Source organism: Pseudomonas putida (assembly GCF_025905425.1).
GTDB classification, from domain to species: domain Bacteria; phylum Pseudomonadota; class Gammaproteobacteria; order Pseudomonadales; family Pseudomonadaceae; genus Aquipseudomonas; species Aquipseudomonas putida_AF.
In genome coordinates, this window is sequence record NZ_CP109603.1 from 3,831,492 (window position 1) to 3,850,235 (window position 18,744).

Here is an 18,744-nt window from a genome sequence, read left to right on the forward strand (position 1 = left end):
TCTTCCTATCACTTTAGCTAGTGTTCGAGTTCACCGGCGCGCCAGCGCACGGCCAGATACGCCAATGGCAGGTAGCCGATGATCACGCCCCACACGCCGTCCAGGCCCAGCAACAGCACACACAGGGCCACCGGCAGCAACCAGAACAGGTTGAGCCCGGCCACCGCCAGTGTCACCGGCAAGTGTTTGCCGTAATGGCGCGAGGCGAACTGGTAGGCATGGCTGCGGTGAGCTTCGTACACCTTGTCACCACGCAGCAGGCGGCGGATCAGGGTGAAGGTGGCATCCACCACAAACACGCCCAGCAGGATCAGCCAGCACCAGAACAACTGCGGCGCTGCCCAGGCAGCCTGCAGCGACAACCCCGCGAGCACGATGCCGAGGAAGCCGCTGCCAGCATCGCCCATGAAGATCTTGGCTGGGGGGAAGTTCCAGAACAGGAAACCGAGCGTGGCAGCGGCCAGTAACAGCGGCAGCGGCATCAGCTGCGGCGCGCCGGCCAGGGCCGACAGCAGCACCATCCCCAAGCAGGCGGTGACGGCTTCGACACTGGCAATGCCGTCGATGCCGTCCATGAAGTTGTACAAGTTGAGCATCCACACGCAGTAGAAAGCCGCCAACAGATAGCCGAACCACTGCAGGTCAACGCTGAAGCCGAATACCTGCAACGGCGCCAGGCCTCCCAGCCAGTACAACATCCAGGCGGCTGCGGCAAAGTGGCCGAGCAAGCGCCAGCGGGCGGCGATATGGCCGTGGTCGTCCATGAAGCCGATCACCGCGATCAGCGCACCTGCCCCGCCAATGGCGACCAGCTCCGGCAGTGGCACTGCACCCACCAGGCCCAGCACCGGCAGGCAGGCCAGAAAACTCAGCACAATCGCCACACCGCCGCCCCGTGGGGTGGGCACGGTGTGTGAACTGCGCGCATTGGGCACGTCGATGATCTGCTTGTTCAGGGCGTAGCGCCGCAGTGCTGCGGTCAAAAGCAGGGATGCCCCTGCAACAAGGGGAATAAGCCACCATGCCGTCATTTGTCTTGCTCTTTCAGGAAGTTGTTAGCCGTGGCCCGCAGTGCCTGGTCGACATCAAGCGGCGGTACCCAGCCCAGAAGTTCACGGTTCTTGGCGATGTCCACCTGCAGCGATCCGCACAGGCGCTGGGATAACCCGCCCTTGCCTGCCAGCTTTGCCGCGCCCTTGATCAAGGCATCGGGAACCGGCAGCAGCCTTGCAGGCTTGCCCAGTGCCCGGCCCAGTCGCTGAAGCAACTGAGTCGTGGAGAGGTCTTCCCCATCGCTGGCAAGAAAGGTCTGGTTAGCCGCTGCCGGGTGGTCAATGCACGTCACCAGCAGGTCCACCAGGTTATCCAGCGCCACCAGGCTGCGCTTGTTGTGAATGGCGCCAAAGGGCAGAGGCACGCCCTTGCTGAGCCATTTCATCATGTTGTGGAAGTTGGCTTTGACTCCCGGCCCATATACCAGGACGGGGCGCACGATCACCACTTCAAGCGCACTCTGCGTCGCCAACAACCGCAGGCCATCTTCGGCTTCGCGTTTGGAGATACCATACGGGTCCAGCGGTGCGGGCGCCTCGTCGGCCAGAAAGGGCAAACGGCCGTCGGTGGTCTCTCCGTTGACCTTGACCGAGCTTACAAAAACAAAACGCCGGACGCCCGCTGCAATTGCCGTCCGGGCAAGCGCCAGCGTGCCCTCGACATTGACCCGGCGAAACTCAGCCAGGGGGTTTTCAGCGGTTTCATGCATCACGTGGACCCGCGACGCAAGATGGATCACGGTGTCGACCTGCTCTAAATGCTTCGAAGTGGCGTCGATTGCCGACAGCTCAGTAAACAGGCGGTAATCGACGGCCTGCACCCGCTGCACTGGCGGCTTTCTGACCAGCGCCCTTGTTGCCCATACCGGGTTGCCGGCCAGACGTTCGAGCAGGGCCTTGCCTACGAATCCGCTGCCACCGGTCACTAGAATCGCTCGGTGCTGGGCGTTGTCCTGGTCGGCCATCACCCTCTCCCCGCCCGGCTCAGCAGACGGGTGAACACGGCCCGATACTGGTCGGCAACGACAGACCAACGGTAGCGGCGATTGGCGATCTCATGCAGACGCTCGGCCAACTGCGCACGCCGCGATTCATCTTCCATCAGCGCTTGCGCATGGTTGCGCAAGGAGGCGCTGTCGGCAAAGTACAAGGCCTGATCTTCGGTGGTGGCGCGGTTGAACGAAACATCGAAGGCAACAATAGGCAAGCCTAACCACATGGCTTCGACCAGCGAGGGGTTGGTACCTCCGGCACTGTGGCCATGCAGGTATACCGTTGCGTTGCTGCGCAGCGGGCTCAGTTGCTCCACTTCGTAGATCGGGTCTAGCAGGTAGATGCCGTTCACCCCTTCATACTGCTTGCGCAGTTGCACGCCGTAATCGCTGTGGTTCCAGTTGCCGATGATCACCAACGGCATGCCAGAGCCGGCGAAGGCCTCGAGAATGACATGGATGTTGTTCTCAGGCTCGATCCGACACACTGTGAAAGCGTAGGGCGCCACAAGGAAGGGGTACGCCTGGCGTGCGTGTGCCGTCGGCTCCCCCGCCCTGGCCTGGTCACCGCCATAGGCAATCAGTTCGCTGGCCTTGTTGTATTGCGCGGTTACGTATTCCTGCAGCACTTTGTTATCGGTGATGACCGCATGGGCGAAACGCACTGCCATCGCTTCCGACAACTTCAGGAACCAGCGGGCGAAGTTCGACCACTTGGCCCGCTTCCATTCATAGCCATCGATATTGACCACGATTGGCTTGCGGGTCAGTAGACGGATAAACGGCAGGGCAATACAACCGGAGACACCGAGAATCAGCATCAGGTCATGCTTGCGGTAGGCGTGCAGCATACTCAGAACATCGTAAGGAATACTCTGAATACCGTTGGCTTTAAGATTGATGTACACCAGACGGGCACGCTCGAAAAACGTCGGGCGCTCAGGGTAATGTGGCGCACTGCAATACACGCTGAGTTCGCAGTCACTCGGCAGGTTGCGCACCAATTGTTCGGTCAGTGTTTCCCAGCCACCGTATTGAGCCGGCAAACCTACCGTTCCAATCACTGCAATCTTATAGGTCATCAAACACCATCACGATATTTTTCTGGAAGTTGGCGGTGGAAAACTCACTCGCTTTCATACGTGCTCGCTCAGACAACGCTTGGCACGCCTGAGGGTCTTGCGACAGGCGCGCAACCGTGCGCACCAGCTGTTCATGGTTCTTCGAATCGATCTGGTAGCCCTCTACACCATCGCTTACCAGTTCGACCGGGCCACCTACCGGCGGCACGATGGTGGGTATGCCAAAGGCCATGGCCTCAAGAATGGTCAGGCCGAAGGTTTCTACCCAGCCATCCACATGGGAGAGGTTAAGCACCAGGCTGGCTTCGCGGTAAAACCGCGCCACATCGGCACTCGCCGGGCTCAGCGTGAGGTTTGCTGGCAGCGCCATGCCGGCGAAGTAATGGTCCACTTCCTGCGGGCTGGCGTTGAGCACCAGGGTAAACTTCATCAAGGGGTCGGCGGCCAGTGCGCAGGCCAGCGCGACGAATTCGTCCACCCCCTTGTAAGCTTTCAACGACGCCAGCATCAGTACATTGAAGCGCCCCCCGTGCAGGTGCTGGTAAGGCGTGGCCATGGCCTGCTGCTGGAAACCCTCGGCCAGGCCGTTGTACACGGTCACCGACGGCACCCCGGCCACTGCCTCTTGTGCCTGCAGATACTTGGAGACGTAGACCACCTTGCTGGCACAGCCGGCGATCACCCGGCGTAAAAACGCCTTGAGCACAGCAGGCCGGATGGAGGTTTCGTGTACATGGTAAACCACCTTGGCACCGCGCAAGCGGGCAGCCAGGGCGGCACCAAAGGGCAGCATGGTGTTGACCAGTACAACCGACCCCGGCCGCACTCGGCGCAACAAACTGAAGAACAACGCCACCTGTGAGCCGGCATACGCCAGCAAGGTCAGCCAGCGGTTATCGAAGCGCTTGTAGGCAAACTTGCAGGTCGGCACCTGCAGCTCGTCAAGCACGCCGTGGCCGCTGGAGCCCACATGCAGGGTGCAGTCGGCGCCACTTTGCTGCAGCGCGGTAATGGTCTGGTTCAGTACCCGGGGGCTGCCGCTGTAGTCATTGAGCAGATGGACAAAGTGCAAGGTTTTCATGCCACCCCTTCTTCAGCGACACGCGCCTTGATGAACTTGGCCGGCACACCGCCATAAATCGAGTTCTTGCGGTATACCCCCGCCGCCACCACCGCCCCTGCGGCGAACACGCAACCGTCCTCGATCACCGCACCATCGAGCACGGTCACCTTGGCGCCGATCCAGCAGTTGCGACCCACTTTGATGCCCTGGCGAGTCACGCCCTGCAGGCGGATGGGCTGGTGCGGGTCCTCAAAGTTGTGGTTTTCCGAATGGAAGCTGACGAAGTTGCCGATTATGGTGTCGCTGCCAATTTCGATGCCGCCGGCGCACCCCAGGAAGCAGCCAGCGCCAAGGCCGACGTTGTCACCGATCACCAGGCCTTTGCCGATGTTGGCCAGGCTGCCAGTGCACTCGATGATGATCTGCTTGTTCAGCGACACAGCAGTGCCGAAGCGGATGCCGTCATTGGACAAGGCATCGACGAAACAGCCCTGGTCGATCACCAGCCCAGGGCCGTACTCGATCTTGCCGACTTCCTTCAGGGTCACCCCCGAGCCAATGAACGCCAGCTGGCGCCGGCGCAGACGGATCACGCCGCGGCAAGCCATCACCAGCTTGGTCACGAACAGCCCCAGCAAGTAGCCCGACGAGATGCGTCGGTCGACCGTCAAGTGGCGTTTCTTGACCAACAGCACCAGCCTTTCGAGCAAGGCATGCATCATTTCACGGCCCTCACCTGGGTAAACAAGGCTTTGACGAAGGCCGGGCTGCGGTAGGCCACAGCTTTGCGGATGGCCGCATAGACCAAGTACAGGTCGAGCAGGCCGCGCTCAAGCAAGCCATGGGAATGGAAACTGATACGCAGGCCGTGGATCATTTCTTCGAAGCGGAACAAGGCGCGCTCCGGCGTATCCGCGCTGTGCTCGGAGAGGTCGTGGGCAATCTCCACATCCAGCACGCAGGCCTTGGGGAAGTACCCCTCGTAGCGAATGAAGAAGTCGGTGTCGGTGGCATAGAAACGCAGCCGCTCGTCATAGAAAGGCGTCATGCGCTGGAAGCACTCACGGGTGAAGATCAGCCCGCTGTTGATCCCCAGCAGGTTTTTCGAATCGACCAGCCCCGCCGCCACGCTTGGCGTCAGGCGGCCCATGAACAGCCAGCGCTTGCCAGGGCTGACCAATTGGCCGTGGCTGACCAGCCGGGGCATGAACACGCCCACTTGGTCGCCACCCGGCGCGCTACGGACCTGGGCGATCTGCGTCAGGCAGCTGGACAGGCGTATGTTCGAATAGTTGGTGTCGTCGTCCGAAATCATGAACAGGTCGACCCCGGCGGCAAACGCCTCCTTGGCCACCTGGTTGTAGATCGCCGACAAGCGCAGGTTGTCGGCCTCGTACCAGCGCACACCCGGGCACGGCTGCGCAACGCCGGGGGAGTTGTTCCAGACGTACAGTTGCAGGTCGATCCCCTCGCCATGCAGCAGCGCCTGCTGCGTGAGCAGCGACTGCAGGGCAATCGAGTCCTGGCTAGCTTTCCGATACAGAACGATCAGTACTGCCAAGCTCAACTTTTTTTCTTCTGTTTTCACCAATGATCACCATCACCACAACCGCAAAAATGTAAAGGACCACGCTGTTCGTATAGGACTGGAAAAAGAACGAGCTCAGGAAGAACGGGTAGCTGGCAATCACGAAGTTGCCCAGCCCGTTCTTCCAGGCGCTGGCATGGGGCCGGTCCCGGACGATGATCGTCACCAGTTTGTGATACCAGAGGATCAACCCGGCCATGATCAGCAGACCAACCACCCCGCACGTGGCCAGCAGGTTGAGCCAGAACGAATCGAACCAGTGCGGCTGGCCCGGGCCTACCGCACCAAAGCCGTAACCCATTGGATGCGCGGTCAGCACCTGGTACATGTGCAGCCACTGGCGCTCGCGGTCCAGCGCCGACAGGTCTTGGGTGTACCCCATCGACAGGTAGGCGAAAATGGCCACGGTGAGGACAACGAACTGCAGGTAGCCCAGCATCGAGATCAGCCAGGCCGTGCGCAGCACTCTGGCCACCACCAGCATCATGCAGATGCACACCAGGCCGATCATTGCCGTGCGTACTGAACCGATCACGATCAGCCCACACAACAGCACAAATGCAGCGCTTAGCAGCAGGCGTCGGGCCAACGACCAGTTTCGCCCGCTGAGCAGCACGGCCAGCGTCATGGCGGCGGTGTTGAGAATCACCGCAGAGAACTCCAGCGTGCCGGTGAAAAAGCCGGATACACGCGGCAGCCCGTCGCGCATCGAGTTATAGGGTTGCAGCTCATAGCCTTTGGCAGAAAGCAATGGCCAATACCAGAACTGCTCGGCCGAGGCGATAGTCAGGTACTGGTACAACGCATACACGCCGGTGAGCACACTCATGGCCAGCACCGACCAGTACACATGGCGCAGTTTTTTCTCTATCGACATGGCCTGCGCCCAGATGGCCACCGCCATACCGACAAAGACCGGCACGGCCAATGCGCGGAACATGCGCAAGGACGACGCACTCAGGTCGCCGAACAGCAGGTACAAAAAGGCAAAGAACAGCACGATCAGCAATGACCGCGCAACGTCGAGGTTGACCGTGCCACGCGCCGTGACGGTGGCCAGCGCGCGCAGCAGCAGCCACATGATTATCAGCAGGCTGATCATTTCTCGCCAACCGGCAAAGACACTGCTCAGTCCCAGCGTCAACACGGCAAAATCGCTGAAGAACAGCAGGCCGAACAGCACGCCGATAAAGATCTTGATCACACTCCCCCTCGCGCTCTAGTCAGCCTGGCCAGCCGGAACAGCGTGACCTTGATCAAGATCTTGATTCTTGGCACCCAGGCGTAGGAAAGCAGCGTTCGCAGCGCCAGGTTTGCGTCTATGCGGCACAGGGTATCGAAGACATCCGCAGGGATCATGCTAGTGACCTTTCCTGTCGGTTTCATGAAATCGAGGTTACCCGTCCACGGCAGCATGGCCGCCAGTTGGTTTTCGCTGTACTCGCCTCGCTCGATGCAGGCCAGGTAACGTGCTTTCACGGCCTCCACCGAGTTCACCCGCTGTACCGCTTCGACCACCGGGGCACTGGGCCGGGGCTGTTCGATGCTGGCAAGCAGCTGTCCGATAGTGGCAACCTTCAAGCCATCTGCAGGGGAATACCCCTGGATCGGCGCGACCAGCCCCACGCAACGCCGGCCCTTGAGCAATTGCTCAGCGAACGCAGTGCCACCGGGTATAGGGTAGCTGTCCAGGTAGAAATCGGCCTTTTCCGCAAACGCCAGGTAGTCCTTGTACGGCAAATGGCGGCGGATGAAAAAGCGCGTGGGGTAACGCAGCTTCACTGTCCACCACCACATGTTGGTCAAGGGGTTGGCCCCGATGATCCAGCACTCGGCATTTGGGAACCGGTCCAGAATTGCCGTGATCGACGGGCGCATGTCCAGGCCGCCGTGTGGCTTGTACTTGGCCGCCGAGGCTGCACTGAATATCTTGATCCGCTCGTGCGTGGGCGCCGCGTCCGAAACGATGGCAGCGCTGGTTTCGATGGGGATCGCCAGGAAGCTCTTCTGGCAGGTGAGGTGCTTTTTCTTGTCCAGGTGGTGCCCGTAGGCGCTGATCTCAAAATACACATCGGCCACTGAAGCGCCGAAGCTGAATACATGGTCCGCGTGGTTGACGAAATACACGGTCACCGCAGCGCCACGCTGCTGCTTCAGCAGGCCGCAGGCGACGGTGGTAATGATGTCGTCCGGGTGGATGTGCAGCACCACCTTGTCGTATTGGCCCAGGGTGTCGACGATGGACTGCAACCGCTCACAAGGGCCATTACCGCGCGCTACCTCGATATGGGCGAAGTAGCCAGCCAGGCGCTCGAGCACCTGGGGCTTGGCGCTGCGCGTCACCAGCAGGTCCACGGGCCCCTCGTGCATATGCGCCAGGCGCTCCATCAGCCGGGTGTGACCGCCTTGCAGATAGGGTTCGCTGACCACATGCAAGCAGCCCCGCGATACGCCGCTGGCGGGGGGTACGCTGACCTGGCTGGCACATTGGGCCACAAGGTGGCGCTCCAGCGCGGCCGCTTCGTAGAGGTTCAAGTCCACCGCCCAGAGCAACGCGCCATAGACCTGCGCCTGGACCAGTGCCGGCCCTGGCGCTGCTTTGAGTATTCGTGCCTGAAGCTGCTCTAGCACTTCCTTCATCACTCAGCTCCGAGCCGAATTAGCGACAATCGACGGTAGACGCCGGAAAACCGTGAAATACATGACTATCGCGTACAACAGGTAATTGACGGCGTAGGCAAGTGTGACCTTCTCATACCCCCAGAGTTGCGTGAGGTACACGGTCAAGCCATACAGCGACAGCGTGGCAAGGATTTCAGTCACCAGGTACAACCGCGTCAAGGCCTTGCCCAACATCAAGTACGCCATCAGCCAGCTGGCGATCTTCAGGCTGTCGCCCACCATTTGCCAGGCGAACAACTCGCGCATCGGCAGGAACGACTCAGAGAACAGCACCAGGATGATGAAGTCCCGCAGCAGGTAGATCACCAGCCCGGCGAAAATGGTCATGGGCAGGATCAGCTTGTAGCCCTGCAGGATTTCCCGGCGCAGCTCACCGGCATCCGCCAGTTCGGAAAGCCTCGGCAGGTAATACACCGCCAGGGTGGTGGTGATCAGCATCAGGTACGCTGAGCTCAGACGCCACATGGCCTCCCAGTACCCGGCTTGCTCCCAGCCGAACGTGTTGCCCAGGTAGTCCCGCAGGAACACATGGCAAACCGGCAGCGAACAGGCCGTGACCACGGCCATCAGGGCAAACTTCGAGAGCCGGGCCAGCGCTAGCCGGTCCAGGCCACCAAAAAAGTCGGCAAGGCGGAACCATGGGGTGCGCATGCAGATCAGCAAAGTGGCCACAAAACTCAAGGACTGGTACACCGCCAGGGCCACCAATGCACCATACAGCCCTAGCTGAATGGTCAGCGCACAGGTGACGACCAGCGAAATCAGGCTACCGAGGATATTGGCCAGCACATAGCGGGCCACATCCTTCTTGCCATTGAGCACACCCAGCAGCAACGAGTTGAACGCAAAAAACACCAGGGTTGCGGCAAACCAAAGCAACACCGTAGCCAGCGATTCGTCATTGAAGAACCAGCTGGCCAGGGGCTTGCGCAGCACGATGATGAACACCGCAAGCAGCAGCGACACCAGCACCGACAGTGTCCCGGCGGTTTTCCATATCTTGCGTTGCAGCTCGGGCTGTTCGGCGAATTCCGCCGTGTATTTGGTAACGCCGGTGCTGACGGCACCGCTGGCCAGGGTGGTGAACATCGTCACCGCATTTTGCAGTTGGCCGATGGCCGCGTAGCCAGACGGCCCTACGTACAGGGCCAGCACCTTGTTGAGGCCCAACAAGGTGGCCATCTTCACCGCGACCGCGATGGCATTGAGCAGGCTAGTTCTGATCAGGGTCATACCTGGCACTCAAGGACGCGAGAAGCTGTTGCAGGCGTCAATGACGTGCTGGACTGAGGACGCAGTCAGGGTCGGGTCCATGGGCAGGCTCAGCACCTGCTCATGCAGGCGTTCGGTCAGCGGCAGCGACAGGTCGGCCAGCTGAGGATAGGCTTGCTGCCGGTGCGGCGGTATGGGGTAGTGCACCAGGGTTTGTACACCCTGCTGTGCCAAGTGCTGCTGCAACTGCTCACGGCAATCGCTGCGCACCACGAACAGGTGCCAGGCATGCTGGCCGGCAGCGCCCGGATCAGGCAACTGGATGGCCGGGTTACGAATGCCAGCCAGGTACTGCTGCGCAACTTGCTGGCGCAGCCGTGTCTCTTCATCCAGGTACGGCAGCTTCACGCTCAACAAGGCAGCCTGCAGTTCATCCAGGCGGCTGTTCACCCCTTGGAACATGTTCATGTACTTCACGTGCGAACCATAGTTGCGCAGCGACTTCAGCGTCTCGGCCAGCGCATCGTCGTTGGTGGTGACCGCACCGGCGTCACCCAGCGCCCCCAGGTTCTTGCCCGGGTAGAAACTGAAGCCCGACGCATCGCCCCAGGCACCCGCCCGGCGACCGTCCAGCTCGGCACCGTGGGACTGAGCAGAGTCTTCCAGCACCAATAGATCATGCTCACCGGCGAATGCGTTGATCGCGGGCATGTCGGCCAGTCGCCCGTACAGGTGCACAGGCATGATCACGCGCGTGCGCGGCGTCAGTGCTTGCGCCAAGTTGTGTGCCCCCAGGTTGAAGCTGCCCTCATCGGGCTCCACCAGCACAGGTACCAGCTTGTTCTCGGTAATCGCGAGGATGGTCGCGATATAGGTGTTGGCAGGCACCACTACCTCGTCGCCCTCGGCGATACGGCCCAGCAGTTTCCAGGCACGCAAAGTCAGGGTCAGGGCGTCCAGGCCGTTGGCCACACCAATGCAGTGCTTCACCCCGCAGTAGCTGGCGAACTGGGCCTCAAACTGCTTGAGTTTTTCGCCCATGATGTACCAGCCCGAGTCGATGACATCGGTGCAGGCATCAATCAATGCCTGACGGTATTGCGCATTCACACCCTGCAGATCGAGAAACTTAACCATTGCGGTCTATCACCCTGATAATTTTTGCTGGATTCCCTACAACCACTGCATAGGGCGGGACGTCTTTGGTCACGACCGCCCCGGCCCCCACCATGGCGTACTCGCCAACGACAACGCCTGGCAGCAAGGTGGCATTCGCACCAATGCTGGCCCCGCGCTCCAGGCGAATACCGTTGAACTGCTCCGGGTAGTGCTTGGAGCGCGGCATCGCATCGTTGGTAAAGGTGGCGTTGGGGCCGATGAATACGTCATCCGCAACGCGCGTACCGTCCCACAGGTAAACGCCGGACTTGACCGTCACGTTATCGCCCAGCACCACATCGCCCTCAATCAGGGTATGTGCGCACAGGTTGCAATTACGCCCGATCTGCGCACCTTTCATGATCACCACGAATTGCCAGACTCTGGTGCCTTCGCCGATGGCATCACTTTGCACATCTGCCAGTTGATGAATGCTAGGCATCGCGTTTCAACTCCGTGAACGTTGTGTAGTCACGAATGTAGTCGGCCTCGTCGTAATGGGCGTCGGCCAGTACGAGCAGGACACAATCCGGGCTGAAATCATGCATTTCGTGCCAGACCATAGGCGGAATCAGGATGCCTTTGTTGAAGGTATCCAGCCATTGGTCGGTGCGGTTCGCACCGTCGTCCATGATCATCCGGCAGCGCCCAGACACACAGATGGCCAGTTGATTGAGCGCCTTGTGGGCGTGAAACCCGCGGGCAACACCGGGCAGCGTCTCGGTCAGGTAATAGACACGCTGGATTGCGAACGGCACGTTATCCAGGGCTTGCAAGGCCACCAACTGGCCGCGGTGATCACCCAGGACTTTGAACAGTTCGAGCTGGGACAAGGCCCCTTCCCCGGCGGCATTGAGGTGATGCCTGAAGGGTGGGGCCAGGTTGTCTTTTTCGCTGACGATGAGGCCGTCACGCATGGGCCAGTCAATCGCCAGGTCTGGGTCATCCCAGTGAATGCTGCCTTCGGCGGCCTTGTTGTACACATCCGTGGTTTTGTACAGGAAGTGTGTTTCGTCCTCGAGGGCGATAAAACCATGCGCGAACCCTTCGGGAATCCACAGCATACGGTTGTTGCGCTCGGTCAGCTCCACCCCCACCCACTGCCCGAACGTCGGGGAGCCAGGGCGGATATCGACTGCTACGTCATAGGCCGCACCACGCACCACCCTGACGAGTTTGCCTTGGGCGTGCGGTGCACGCTGGAAATGCAGCCCGCGCAAAACGCCGCGATGGGACATCGAATGGTTGTCTTGGACGAACGCCCGGGGCTTGCTCAAGCCAAGCTTGAGCAATTCGCCATGAAAGCGGGTTTCATTGAAGGTTTCCGTGAACCACCCGCGATCATCCTCGTACACGGCGGGTTCCACTATGACTACATCGGGAATGTTCGTTTGAACAAGCTTCATCGGCAAACCTTTCGCATGTTTTTCTCGGAGCCAGTGAGGCCGGCCCCCTTTACTTCAGTAGTTTCACCGTTAACACGGTAAATGTCTCGCGCAAAATTCCACGTGCGCTGCCCTGCTCGTTTCCCAAGGTCAGGCCCGACGCCTTTGCACATTTTGCAGGGCATATCGCAGGGTCGCTACCAGGCAGCCCAGGCCAAAACCAACAACCACACCCAGCGCAATAATCAAGTTGCGCCGTGGCTTAATCGGCACATCCGGCTGTTCTATCGTCCCGTCCAGTTGATAGACACTCACCGTTCGCTTGGTCGCAACGATCCCCTGATAGAACTGCTGTTTCGTTTGCACTTCCCGGAGCTCAGCAATAAAGGGATCTTCGCTTTTACGCTGTTGCAAATTAGCGATTTCAGCGGCCAACGCCTTGCTGCCACGCATATACGTCAGTTCGCCGTCCATCTTCGACGACAACGCCTTGGACACTTCCCCGCTAATCAGCGGTGGGTTTTCCAGGCCAATAGTAGTTGCAATACGCAACGCCTCTTGCAAGCGAATGATCTTGTCTTCACGTTGAAGCTGGCCGTTTTCACGCAGGTTGTCGACCTCCAACTGCAGCGCGCTGGCGCGGACCTCAGCCTCCTTGGTCGCATCGTGCAACACCTCGACCTTGGCGGCGTCACTGGCCTTGTCGACATAGGCGGCAGCCCACTTCGACGCCACGGCCGGGTCACGACCGCGGAAGGCCACGTAGGCCCGCGCCGGCTCACCCGCCAATTGCACGACGTCAAAGGCGCTGTTGAACGCTGCATACAATGCGCCTTGTGTACCCTGCCCCGCAGGCAGGGAAGGCAAGTAAACTTCTTTGAAGAACTGACGGCGCAGGGTCTCACCGTTCAAATGTTCGATGAAGGTATCAAAGACCTTCCGGGACGTGAAAGGCTCCAGCCCGGTCTGCCGGGTACGCCCATAGTTCAGGTCGGCAATATCACTGGATGACGGTGCCGCCAGAAAAAGTTTGGCCTCATAAACCGGCTTGGCCAACAGTGCATAAGCCACGGCAACCGCGGTGACAGCAATCGTCACTAGAAAGATGAGAAACTTTTGCCGCCACACCCCCTCCAGAAACTCCAACAGGTCAACTTCATCACTATTACTACTGTGGCGCTCAAGGTCATTGCGCATTTCTTGTGTCTTTCCTTGGGTCTGACTGTGCACACGGTTTCTGGCATACCAAAACAACACGAGCCACTGCATGGAGGCTGGCAAGACGCGCGCTCTCTCAGTGTAGCGGCATTATGCCAACATATAGCCCATCCAGCATCAGGGTTAGTCGCAGTAGATAAACCCCACCCGCAATAGTTCCCGCCTTGCGTCGGCCAGCACACCGCTGTCAGACCAAGGGTTCAGGGTATGGTAACCGCCAGGCTCACACCCACCCGCTCAGCCTCCTGACGCAAAGCCCTTTGCAGCGCCTTTTTCGCGCCTTTTTCGCCATGCACCAACACCACGCTGGCGGGCTTCACCTGACCACCCAGGGCGAACCTCACCAAGCCTTTCTGGTCGGCGTGCGCCGAATAACCCGGCAAGGTCATGACCTTTGCCCGCAGTTCGTGCATCTGCCCATCCAGGTCGATCTGCACGCCCCCTTCTGCCCCCTCGCTCGCCTGTATCAACGCCCCCGGTGTGCCTTTGCCCTGATAGCCGACGAACATCACCTCGTGCCGGGGATCACCCAGCATGGCCTTGAAGTAATTGACGATGCGCCCACCCGAGCACATGCCGTTGCCGGCAATGACTATCGCCGGGCGCCCAGTGCTCTTGAGGTAATTAACCACTTGCTGATGCCTGGCATGGGTGTCCACGCTGATCAGCTGCGTGAAACCAAGCGGGTCGCGGCCTTCGTCCAAACGAGCTCTGGCTTCCTCATTCCAGTAATCATGCAACTGCGAGTAAATCGAAGTGATGCGCTGGGCCAAAGGAGAGTCAAGAATGATGGGCAGTTGTGACCAGTCGAGTGAATCCTCACCAGTAGCACCATCCGAACCTCTGAGCAGGGACTTATGGTGAAGGATGTCTTCAAGCTCGTATAACAACTCCTGGGTTCTGCCCAAACTGAATGCCGGGATAAGAATCGCTCCCTTGTCAGCCAGGGCGCGATCGATGGCTGCTTCGAGCCTCTGCCTGCGGTCGCCAAGACAGGGGTGCAGGCGATCGCCATAAGTGCTTTCGAGCACCAGCACATCTGCTCGCTCTGGGGGCTGCAGCGGGCGCAGCAAGGGATTGGCAGATGGACCAAGGTCGCCCGAGAACACGTAACGCGTACTACCCTGCTCATTTTCCACATGGCATTCCGCATAGGCAGACCCCAGCAGATGGCCAGCCCGCTGCAAGCGGATACGGCAAGTGAGCCCGGTAGGGTCTACAAGGTCATGCCAATGCTCGAACGGCACCGGTACGATCAGCTCATCGAGAAGGGCGAGATAATGCGCCACATGCACCGGCTCACGGCTGACACTCAAGCGGAAGGCATCCTCCAGTACTACCGGAAGAAGCTTGGCAGATGGCTCACTGCAGAGGATGGGGCCGCGGTAACCGGCGGCCAGAAGTGCCGGGATGCGGCCAACGTGGTCGAGATGCACGTGTGTGACGATCAGCGCCTGAATGCCACTCACCTCGAAACCCAGCGGTGCGGCCCCAGCATCCGATGGCGCATCGACCCCTTGCTCCAGACCACAATCGATCAGCAGGCTGGTAGCGTGACCCAGATGAAGCTGGTGACAGGACCCGGTTACGCCTCGGGTCCCACCGTGGTGGGAAAGGACGGGATATTCCATGCTGCGCACGCTCGCCTGGGCCGAAAATGAAGTGCGCTATTACTCCATGACGACCGACGCAGGCATAGGTGACGCTTTCCCATGTAACTGTAGGAATTATCCCTTAATTGCCGTTCAGTGCTGCCTGACGAGCAGAAGCCCTGATCTTGCGCTTGCTGCGCTGCACGCCGTAGGCCCCCAGCAAAGGCCCAACTGCCAAACCAATGACCAGTGCCGCCAGCACCAGCACCGCAACCGGCAAGGCCGGTGCCGACCAGCCAAACAGGACCAGCGAGACAGTCTGCTGATTTTCCAGCACGAAGAACAACACCACAGCCGCCAACAGCAGCACGAACAACGCCGCCAGGGCGCGCTTGAGGTTACGCATCAGACTGCTCCTTTATGATCAGGCCTCGGCCTCATCTTCTTCATTGACCCGGTCACGCAGCTCCTTGCCCGGTTTGAAGTGCGGCACGAATTTGCCCTCGAGACTGACCGACTGGCCGGTTTTCGGGTTGCGGCCGACACGAGGTGCGCGATAGTGCAGCGAGAAGCTGCCAAAACCGCGAATCTCGATGCGATCGCCCGTGGCCAGGCATTGTGACATCTGCTCAAGCATGGTCTTGATGGCCAGCTCCACGTCCTTGGACGAGAGCAGCCCCTGATGGGTGACAATACGTTCGATCAGCTCCGACTTCGTCATATTTTTCCCTTCGTTATCAAGCAGCTAGATCATTGCTTAACCAGTTTGTAGCACGCCGAGAAGGATTTGAACAGGGCGCTTCTTGACTTAATAAAAAAATTCAAGATTGATGTTTTACAAGAATGGTCTAAGCCGCAAGGCCCGTACACGAGCGCTCAAGCCAATTGCTGCTGGGGCGATACGCGCGAAAAGCGCTTCCTTAGCGCCAGGGCAGGCTTTTCGACCAACTCCCACGACACATACCCTGCCAACCAGGAGGCAGGCACTGCAGCCAACATCAACCAATAAGGCCCAGCCCACGGCATCGCCCCAGCCAACAGCTGCTGGATCGGAAATGCATACAGATAAATGCCGTAGGAGTAATCCTGCACAAACGAAGGAAGCTTCAACTGTGGGCAGTAGGCGAAGTACAAGGTGGCGTAAATCGTCAGGACGGCGAAGGTGAAAACCTCAAAGCGCCCTCCCTTGCTCAGCAAGAACACCGCAGCACAGGCAAGCAACAGCCAGCCGGCATGCGGAATCACTGCCCGGCACCCATAAAACGCCGACCCCGCCAGGAAACACACCACCAACTTGAACGGGTAGACCGCAAAGGCCGGGTACAGGGCATGAAGCCCCAGCGCAATCAGCATTACCGGCAGCGCCAACCCCGCCATTGGCCAGCGGCAAACTCTGGCCAAGACAACCAGCACCCCCAGCACCAAGTACATGCGCATTTCCAGCGGGATGGTCCACAAACTGCCATTGACCGAAACCCCTTGGAATCTCGGGGTAAAACTCACCCCAGGCAGCACGAACTGGGCATCCTTGAAAATCAGCAATGGGCTGTAGAAATAGTTGTAAACCTGGCCTTTAGAGAAGTACTCGGCAAGCGGCAGCGAGGTAACGAGCGGCCCTAACACAAAGGCCATGAGGAACAGGCACACCAGCAACCCAGGCAAGATCCTCAATGCACGCGCCAGGTAGAAGTCCCTGACGCCATTTCTTTCGCCGCTGGCAGCAATCAAAAAACCACTAACCATGAAAAACACTTCCACTCCCAGGCTGTGGACTGGAACAGGCACACCTAGCTGCAGCGCCGGGTCTGCACAGCTCAGGCACTCCAGATAAGAGAGCGCGAAGGAGTGCCCCACCACAACCGCCGTTGCCGCAAGCAACCTGATGATCAGGAAGTTATTGTCCCGCCCGCGACCTTTCATGACGTCGCCAAACATCAACATCACCACACCCCCGATATGGCCCAAGCCGACTATACCGCCATTCTTCCGACACAAAAAAAGGGCGACCCGAGGGTCGCCCTTTTTTACCGATCAAACAGAACTCAGTTCTGCTTGGCCATTGCTTCGCGCAGCAGCGCAGCCATGGTGGTGTCGGCAGCCGCTTCCGGAGCGTTTTTCAGGCTCTGGATGGCTTCGCGCTCTTCAGCGTCGTCTTTCGATTTGATCGACAGGCTGATAACGCGGGACTTGCGGTCAACGCTGATGATCTTGGCTTCGATCTCTTCGCCTTCCTTCAGAACGTTACGCGCGTCTTCAACGCGGTCACGGCTGATTTCGGAAGCTTTCAGAGTAGCTTCGATGTCGTCGGCCAGGGTGACGATGGCGCCTTTGGCGTCAACTTCTTTCACGATGCCCTTGACGATAGCGCCCTTGTCATTGACAGCAACGAAGTTGGAGAACGGATCGTCTTCCAGCTGCTTGATGCCCAGGGAGATGCGCTCGCGCTCTGGGTCGACCGACAGGATGACGGTTTCCAGCTCGTCGCCCTTCTTGAAACGACGTACGGCTTCTTCGCCGGTTTCGTTCCAGGAGATGTCGGACAGGTGAACCAGGCCGTCGATGCCGCCGTCCAGACCAATGAAGATACCGAAGTCGGTGATCGACTTGATGGTACCGGTGATCTTGTCACCCTTGTTGAACTGGCCGGAGAAGTCTTCCCATGGGTTGGACTTGCACTGCTTGATGCCCAGGGAGATACGACGACGCTCTTCGTCGATGTCCAGAACCATGACTTCCACTTCGTCGCCAACCTGAACGACTTTCGACGGGTGGATGTTCTTGTTGGTCCAGTCCATTTCGGAAACGTGTACCAGACCTTCAACGCCTTCTTCCAGCTCAGCGAAGCAGCCGTAGTCGGTCAGGTTGGTAACGCGAGCTTGTACGCGAGTACCTTCTGGGTAGCGGGCAGTGATAGCAACCCACGGATCTTCGCCCATCTGCTTCAGACCCAGCGAAACGCGGTTGCGCTCACGGTCGAACTTCAGAACGCGAACGTCGACTTCGTCGCCAACGTTAACGATTTCGGAAGGATGCTTGATGCGCTTCCAGGCCATGTCGGTGATGTGCAGCAGGCCGTCGATACCGCCCAGGTCCACGAAGGCGCCGTAGTCGGTGAGGTTCTTGACGATACCTTTGACTTGTTGGCCTTCCTGCAGGGTCTCCAGCAGGGCTTCGCGCTCGGCGCTGTTCTCGGCTTCCAGCACGCTGCGACGGGAAACGACAACGTTGTTGCGCTTCTGGTCCAGCTTGATGACCTTGAATTCCAGCTCTTTGCCTTCCAGGTGGGTGGTGTCGCGCACAGGGCGGACATCAACCAGGGAGCCCGGCAGGAACGCACGGATGCCGTTAACGTCGACAGTGAAGCCGCCTTTAACCTTACCGTTGATAACGCCCTTGACCACTTCTTCGGCGGCGAAAGCTGCTTCCAGAACAATCCAGCACTCGGCGCGCTTGGCTTTTTCACGGGACAGTTTGGTTTCGCCAAAGCCGTCTTCGACCGCGTCCAGCGCAACGTGAACTTCGTCACCGACCTTGATGGTCAGCTCGCCAGCTTCGTTGTAGAACTGCTCGAGCGGGATGACGCCCTCGGACTTCAGGCCAGCGTGTACGGTAACCCAGTCGCCGTCGATGTCGACAACGATACCGGTGATGATCGCACCCGGCTGAAGATTGAGGGTTTTCAGGCTTTCTTCAAAGAGTTCTGCAAAGCTTTCGCTCATT

Annotated in this window: 18 protein-coding genes and 1 pseudogene; all 19 read right to left on the reverse strand. The window is 59.4% G+C overall.

Annotated features, from left to right (window positions below; all coding sequences use genetic code 11):
* Window positions 1-17: 17 nt before the first annotated feature.
* Window positions 18-1,031, reverse strand: coding sequence for an MraY family glycosyltransferase (locus tag OGV19_RS17065; RefSeq protein WP_264309828.1), 1,014 nt, complete (start codon window positions 1,029-1,031; stop codon window positions 18-20).
* Window positions 1,028-2,017 (reverse strand): UDP-glucose 4-epimerase family protein, encoded by a 990-nt coding sequence (locus tag OGV19_RS17070; protein ID WP_264309829.1) that lies wholly within the window; start codon window positions 2,015-2,017, stop codon window positions 1,028-1,030. The genes OGV19_RS17065 and OGV19_RS17070 overlap by 4 nt, the downstream gene beginning before the upstream one ends.
* Complete coding sequence (locus OGV19_RS17075; protein WP_264309830.1) at window positions 2,017-3,126, reverse strand: DUF1972 domain-containing protein; 1,110 nt, start codon at window positions 3,124-3,126, stop codon at window positions 2,017-2,019. Before OGV19_RS17075 ends, OGV19_RS17070 begins: the two co-directional genes overlap by 1 nt.
* Window positions 3,116-4,207, reverse strand: a complete 1,092-nt coding sequence (locus OGV19_RS17080) for a glycosyltransferase family 4 protein (RefSeq protein ID WP_264309831.1) — start codon at window positions 4,205-4,207, stop codon at window positions 3,116-3,118. The genes OGV19_RS17075 and OGV19_RS17080 overlap by 11 nt, the downstream gene beginning before the upstream one ends.
* Window positions 4,204-4,911: an acyltransferase gene (locus OGV19_RS17085; protein ID WP_264309832.1), complete on the reverse strand. Its 708-nt coding sequence runs from the start codon at window positions 4,909-4,911 to the stop codon at window positions 4,204-4,206. The genes OGV19_RS17080 and OGV19_RS17085 overlap by 4 nt, the downstream gene beginning before the upstream one ends.
* Complete coding sequence (locus tag OGV19_RS17090) at window positions 4,908-5,756, reverse strand: glycosyltransferase family protein (RefSeq protein ID WP_264309833.1); 849 nt, start codon at window positions 5,754-5,756, stop codon at window positions 4,908-4,910. The genes OGV19_RS17085 and OGV19_RS17090 overlap by 4 nt, the downstream gene beginning before the upstream one ends.
* Window positions 5,716-6,981 (reverse strand): O-antigen ligase family protein, encoded by a 1,266-nt coding sequence (locus OGV19_RS17095; RefSeq protein ID WP_264309834.1) that lies wholly within the window; start codon window positions 6,979-6,981, stop codon window positions 5,716-5,718. Before OGV19_RS17095 ends, OGV19_RS17090 begins: the two co-directional genes overlap by 41 nt.
* Complete coding sequence (locus tag OGV19_RS17100) at window positions 6,978-8,417, reverse strand: hypothetical protein (RefSeq protein ID WP_264309835.1); 1,440 nt, start codon at window positions 8,415-8,417, stop codon at window positions 6,978-6,980. Before OGV19_RS17100 ends, OGV19_RS17095 begins: the two co-directional genes overlap by 4 nt.
* 3 nt (window positions 8,418-8,420) lie before the next feature.
* Window positions 8,421-9,692, reverse strand: coding sequence for an O-antigen translocase (locus OGV19_RS17105; RefSeq protein ID WP_264309836.1), 1,272 nt, complete (start codon window positions 9,690-9,692; stop codon window positions 8,421-8,423).
* Window positions 9,693-9,701: 9 nt separating this feature from the next.
* Window positions 9,702-10,808, reverse strand: coding sequence for a DegT/DnrJ/EryC1/StrS family aminotransferase (locus OGV19_RS17110; protein WP_264309837.1), 1,107 nt, complete (start codon window positions 10,806-10,808; stop codon window positions 9,702-9,704).
* Complete coding sequence (locus tag OGV19_RS17115) at window positions 10,801-11,271, reverse strand: acyltransferase (RefSeq protein ID WP_264309838.1); 471 nt, start codon at window positions 11,269-11,271, stop codon at window positions 10,801-10,803. Before OGV19_RS17115 ends, OGV19_RS17110 begins: the two co-directional genes overlap by 8 nt.
* A complete protein-coding gene (locus OGV19_RS17120) occupies window positions 11,264-11,662 on the reverse strand; it encodes a sugar 3,4-ketoisomerase (RefSeq protein ID WP_264313961.1) in 399 nt (132 codons plus the stop codon). Before OGV19_RS17120 ends, OGV19_RS17115 begins: the two co-directional genes overlap by 8 nt.
* 42 nt (window positions 11,663-11,704) lie before the next feature.
* Window positions 11,705-12,235 (reverse strand): annotated as a pseudogene (gene rfbC / locus OGV19_RS17125) (dTDP-4-dehydrorhamnose 3,5-epimerase); the annotation flags it as partial.
* A 129-nt stretch (window positions 12,236-12,364) separates the two neighbouring features.
* Window positions 12,365-13,411 carry an LPS O-antigen chain length determinant protein WzzB gene (locus OGV19_RS17130; RefSeq protein ID WP_264309839.1) on the reverse strand — a complete coding sequence of 349 codons (1,047 nt, stop codon included), beginning with the start codon at window positions 13,409-13,411 and terminating at the stop codon, window positions 12,365-12,367.
* 221 nt (window positions 13,412-13,632) lie between these two features.
* Window positions 13,633-15,063, reverse strand: a complete 1,431-nt coding sequence (locus OGV19_RS17135; protein WP_264309840.1) for an MBL fold metallo-hydrolase — start codon at window positions 15,061-15,063, stop codon at window positions 13,633-13,635.
* A 103-nt stretch (window positions 15,064-15,166) separates the two neighbouring features.
* Complete coding sequence (locus OGV19_RS17140; protein WP_264309841.1) at window positions 15,167-15,430, reverse strand: lipopolysaccharide assembly protein LapA domain-containing protein; 264 nt, start codon at window positions 15,428-15,430, stop codon at window positions 15,167-15,169.
* Window positions 15,431-15,448: 18 nt separating this feature from the next.
* Window positions 15,449-15,745, reverse strand: coding sequence for an integration host factor subunit beta (ihfB, locus tag OGV19_RS17145; protein ID WP_003252675.1), 297 nt, complete (start codon window positions 15,743-15,745; stop codon window positions 15,449-15,451).
* A gap of 155 nt (window positions 15,746-15,900) precedes the next feature.
* Window positions 15,901-16,965 (reverse strand): acyltransferase family protein, encoded by a 1,065-nt coding sequence (locus tag OGV19_RS17150; protein ID WP_319026085.1) that lies wholly within the window; start codon window positions 16,963-16,965, stop codon window positions 15,901-15,903.
* Window positions 16,966-17,066: 101 nt separating this feature from the next.
* A complete protein-coding gene (gene rpsA / locus OGV19_RS17155) occupies window positions 17,067-18,743 on the reverse strand; it encodes a 30S ribosomal protein S1 (protein WP_003252673.1) in 1,677 nt (558 codons plus the stop codon).
* Window position 18,744: the final 1 nt, after the last annotated feature.

What these genes read in the sequence shown, in the direction of transcription:
- OGV19_RS17140 (WP_264309841.1), bottom strand. Translation starts at nt 15,430, where the DNA reads ATGCGTAACCTCAAGCGCGCCCTGGCGGCGTTGTTCGTGCTGCTGTTG.
- OGV19_RS17075 (WP_264309830.1), bottom strand. Translation starts at nt 3,126, where the DNA reads ATGACCTATAAGATTGCAGTGATTGGAACGGTAGGTTTGCCGGCTCAA.
- rpsA (WP_003252673.1), bottom strand. Translation starts at nt 18,743, where the DNA reads ATGAGCGAAAGCTTTGCAGAACTCTTTGAAGAAAGCCTGAAAACCCTC.
- OGV19_RS17130 (WP_264309839.1), bottom strand. Translation starts at nt 13,411, where the DNA reads ATGCGCAATGACCTTGAGCGCCACAGTAGTAATAGTGATGAAGTTGAC.
- OGV19_RS17085 (WP_264309832.1), bottom strand. Translation starts at nt 4,911, where the DNA reads ATGATGCATGCCTTGCTCGAAAGGCTGGTGCTGTTGGTCAAGAAACGC.
- ihfB (WP_003252675.1), bottom strand. Translation starts at nt 15,745, where the DNA reads ATGACGAAGTCGGAGCTGATCGAACGTATTGTCACCCATCAGGGGCTG.
- OGV19_RS17070 (WP_264309829.1), bottom strand. Translation starts at nt 2,017, where the DNA reads ATGGCCGACCAGGACAACGCCCAGCACCGAGCGATTCTAGTGACCGGT.
- OGV19_RS17115 (WP_264309838.1), bottom strand. Translation starts at nt 11,271, where the DNA reads ATGCCTAGCATTCATCAACTGGCAGATGTGCAAAGTGATGCCATCGGC.
- OGV19_RS17105 (WP_264309836.1), bottom strand. Translation starts at nt 9,692, where the DNA reads ATGACCCTGATCAGAACTAGCCTGCTCAATGCCATCGCGGTCGCGGTG.
- OGV19_RS17135 (WP_264309840.1), bottom strand. Translation starts at nt 15,063, where the DNA reads ATGGAATATCCCGTCCTTTCCCACCACGGTGGGACCCGAGGCGTAACC.
- OGV19_RS17110 (WP_264309837.1), bottom strand. Translation starts at nt 10,808, where the DNA reads ATGGTTAAGTTTCTCGATCTGCAGGGTGTGAATGCGCAATACCGTCAG.
- OGV19_RS17100 (WP_264309835.1), bottom strand. Translation starts at nt 8,417, where the DNA reads ATGAAGGAAGTGCTAGAGCAGCTTCAGGCACGAATACTCAAAGCAGCG.
- OGV19_RS17065 (WP_264309828.1), bottom strand. Translation starts at nt 1,031, where the DNA reads ATGACGGCATGGTGGCTTATTCCCCTTGTTGCAGGGGCATCCCTGCTT.
- OGV19_RS17150 (WP_319026085.1), bottom strand. Translation starts at nt 16,965, where the DNA reads ATGTTGATGTTTGGCGACGTCATGAAAGGTCGCGGGCGGGACAATAAC.
- OGV19_RS17080 (WP_264309831.1), bottom strand. Translation starts at nt 4,207, where the DNA reads ATGAAAACCTTGCACTTTGTCCATCTGCTCAATGACTACAGCGGCAGC.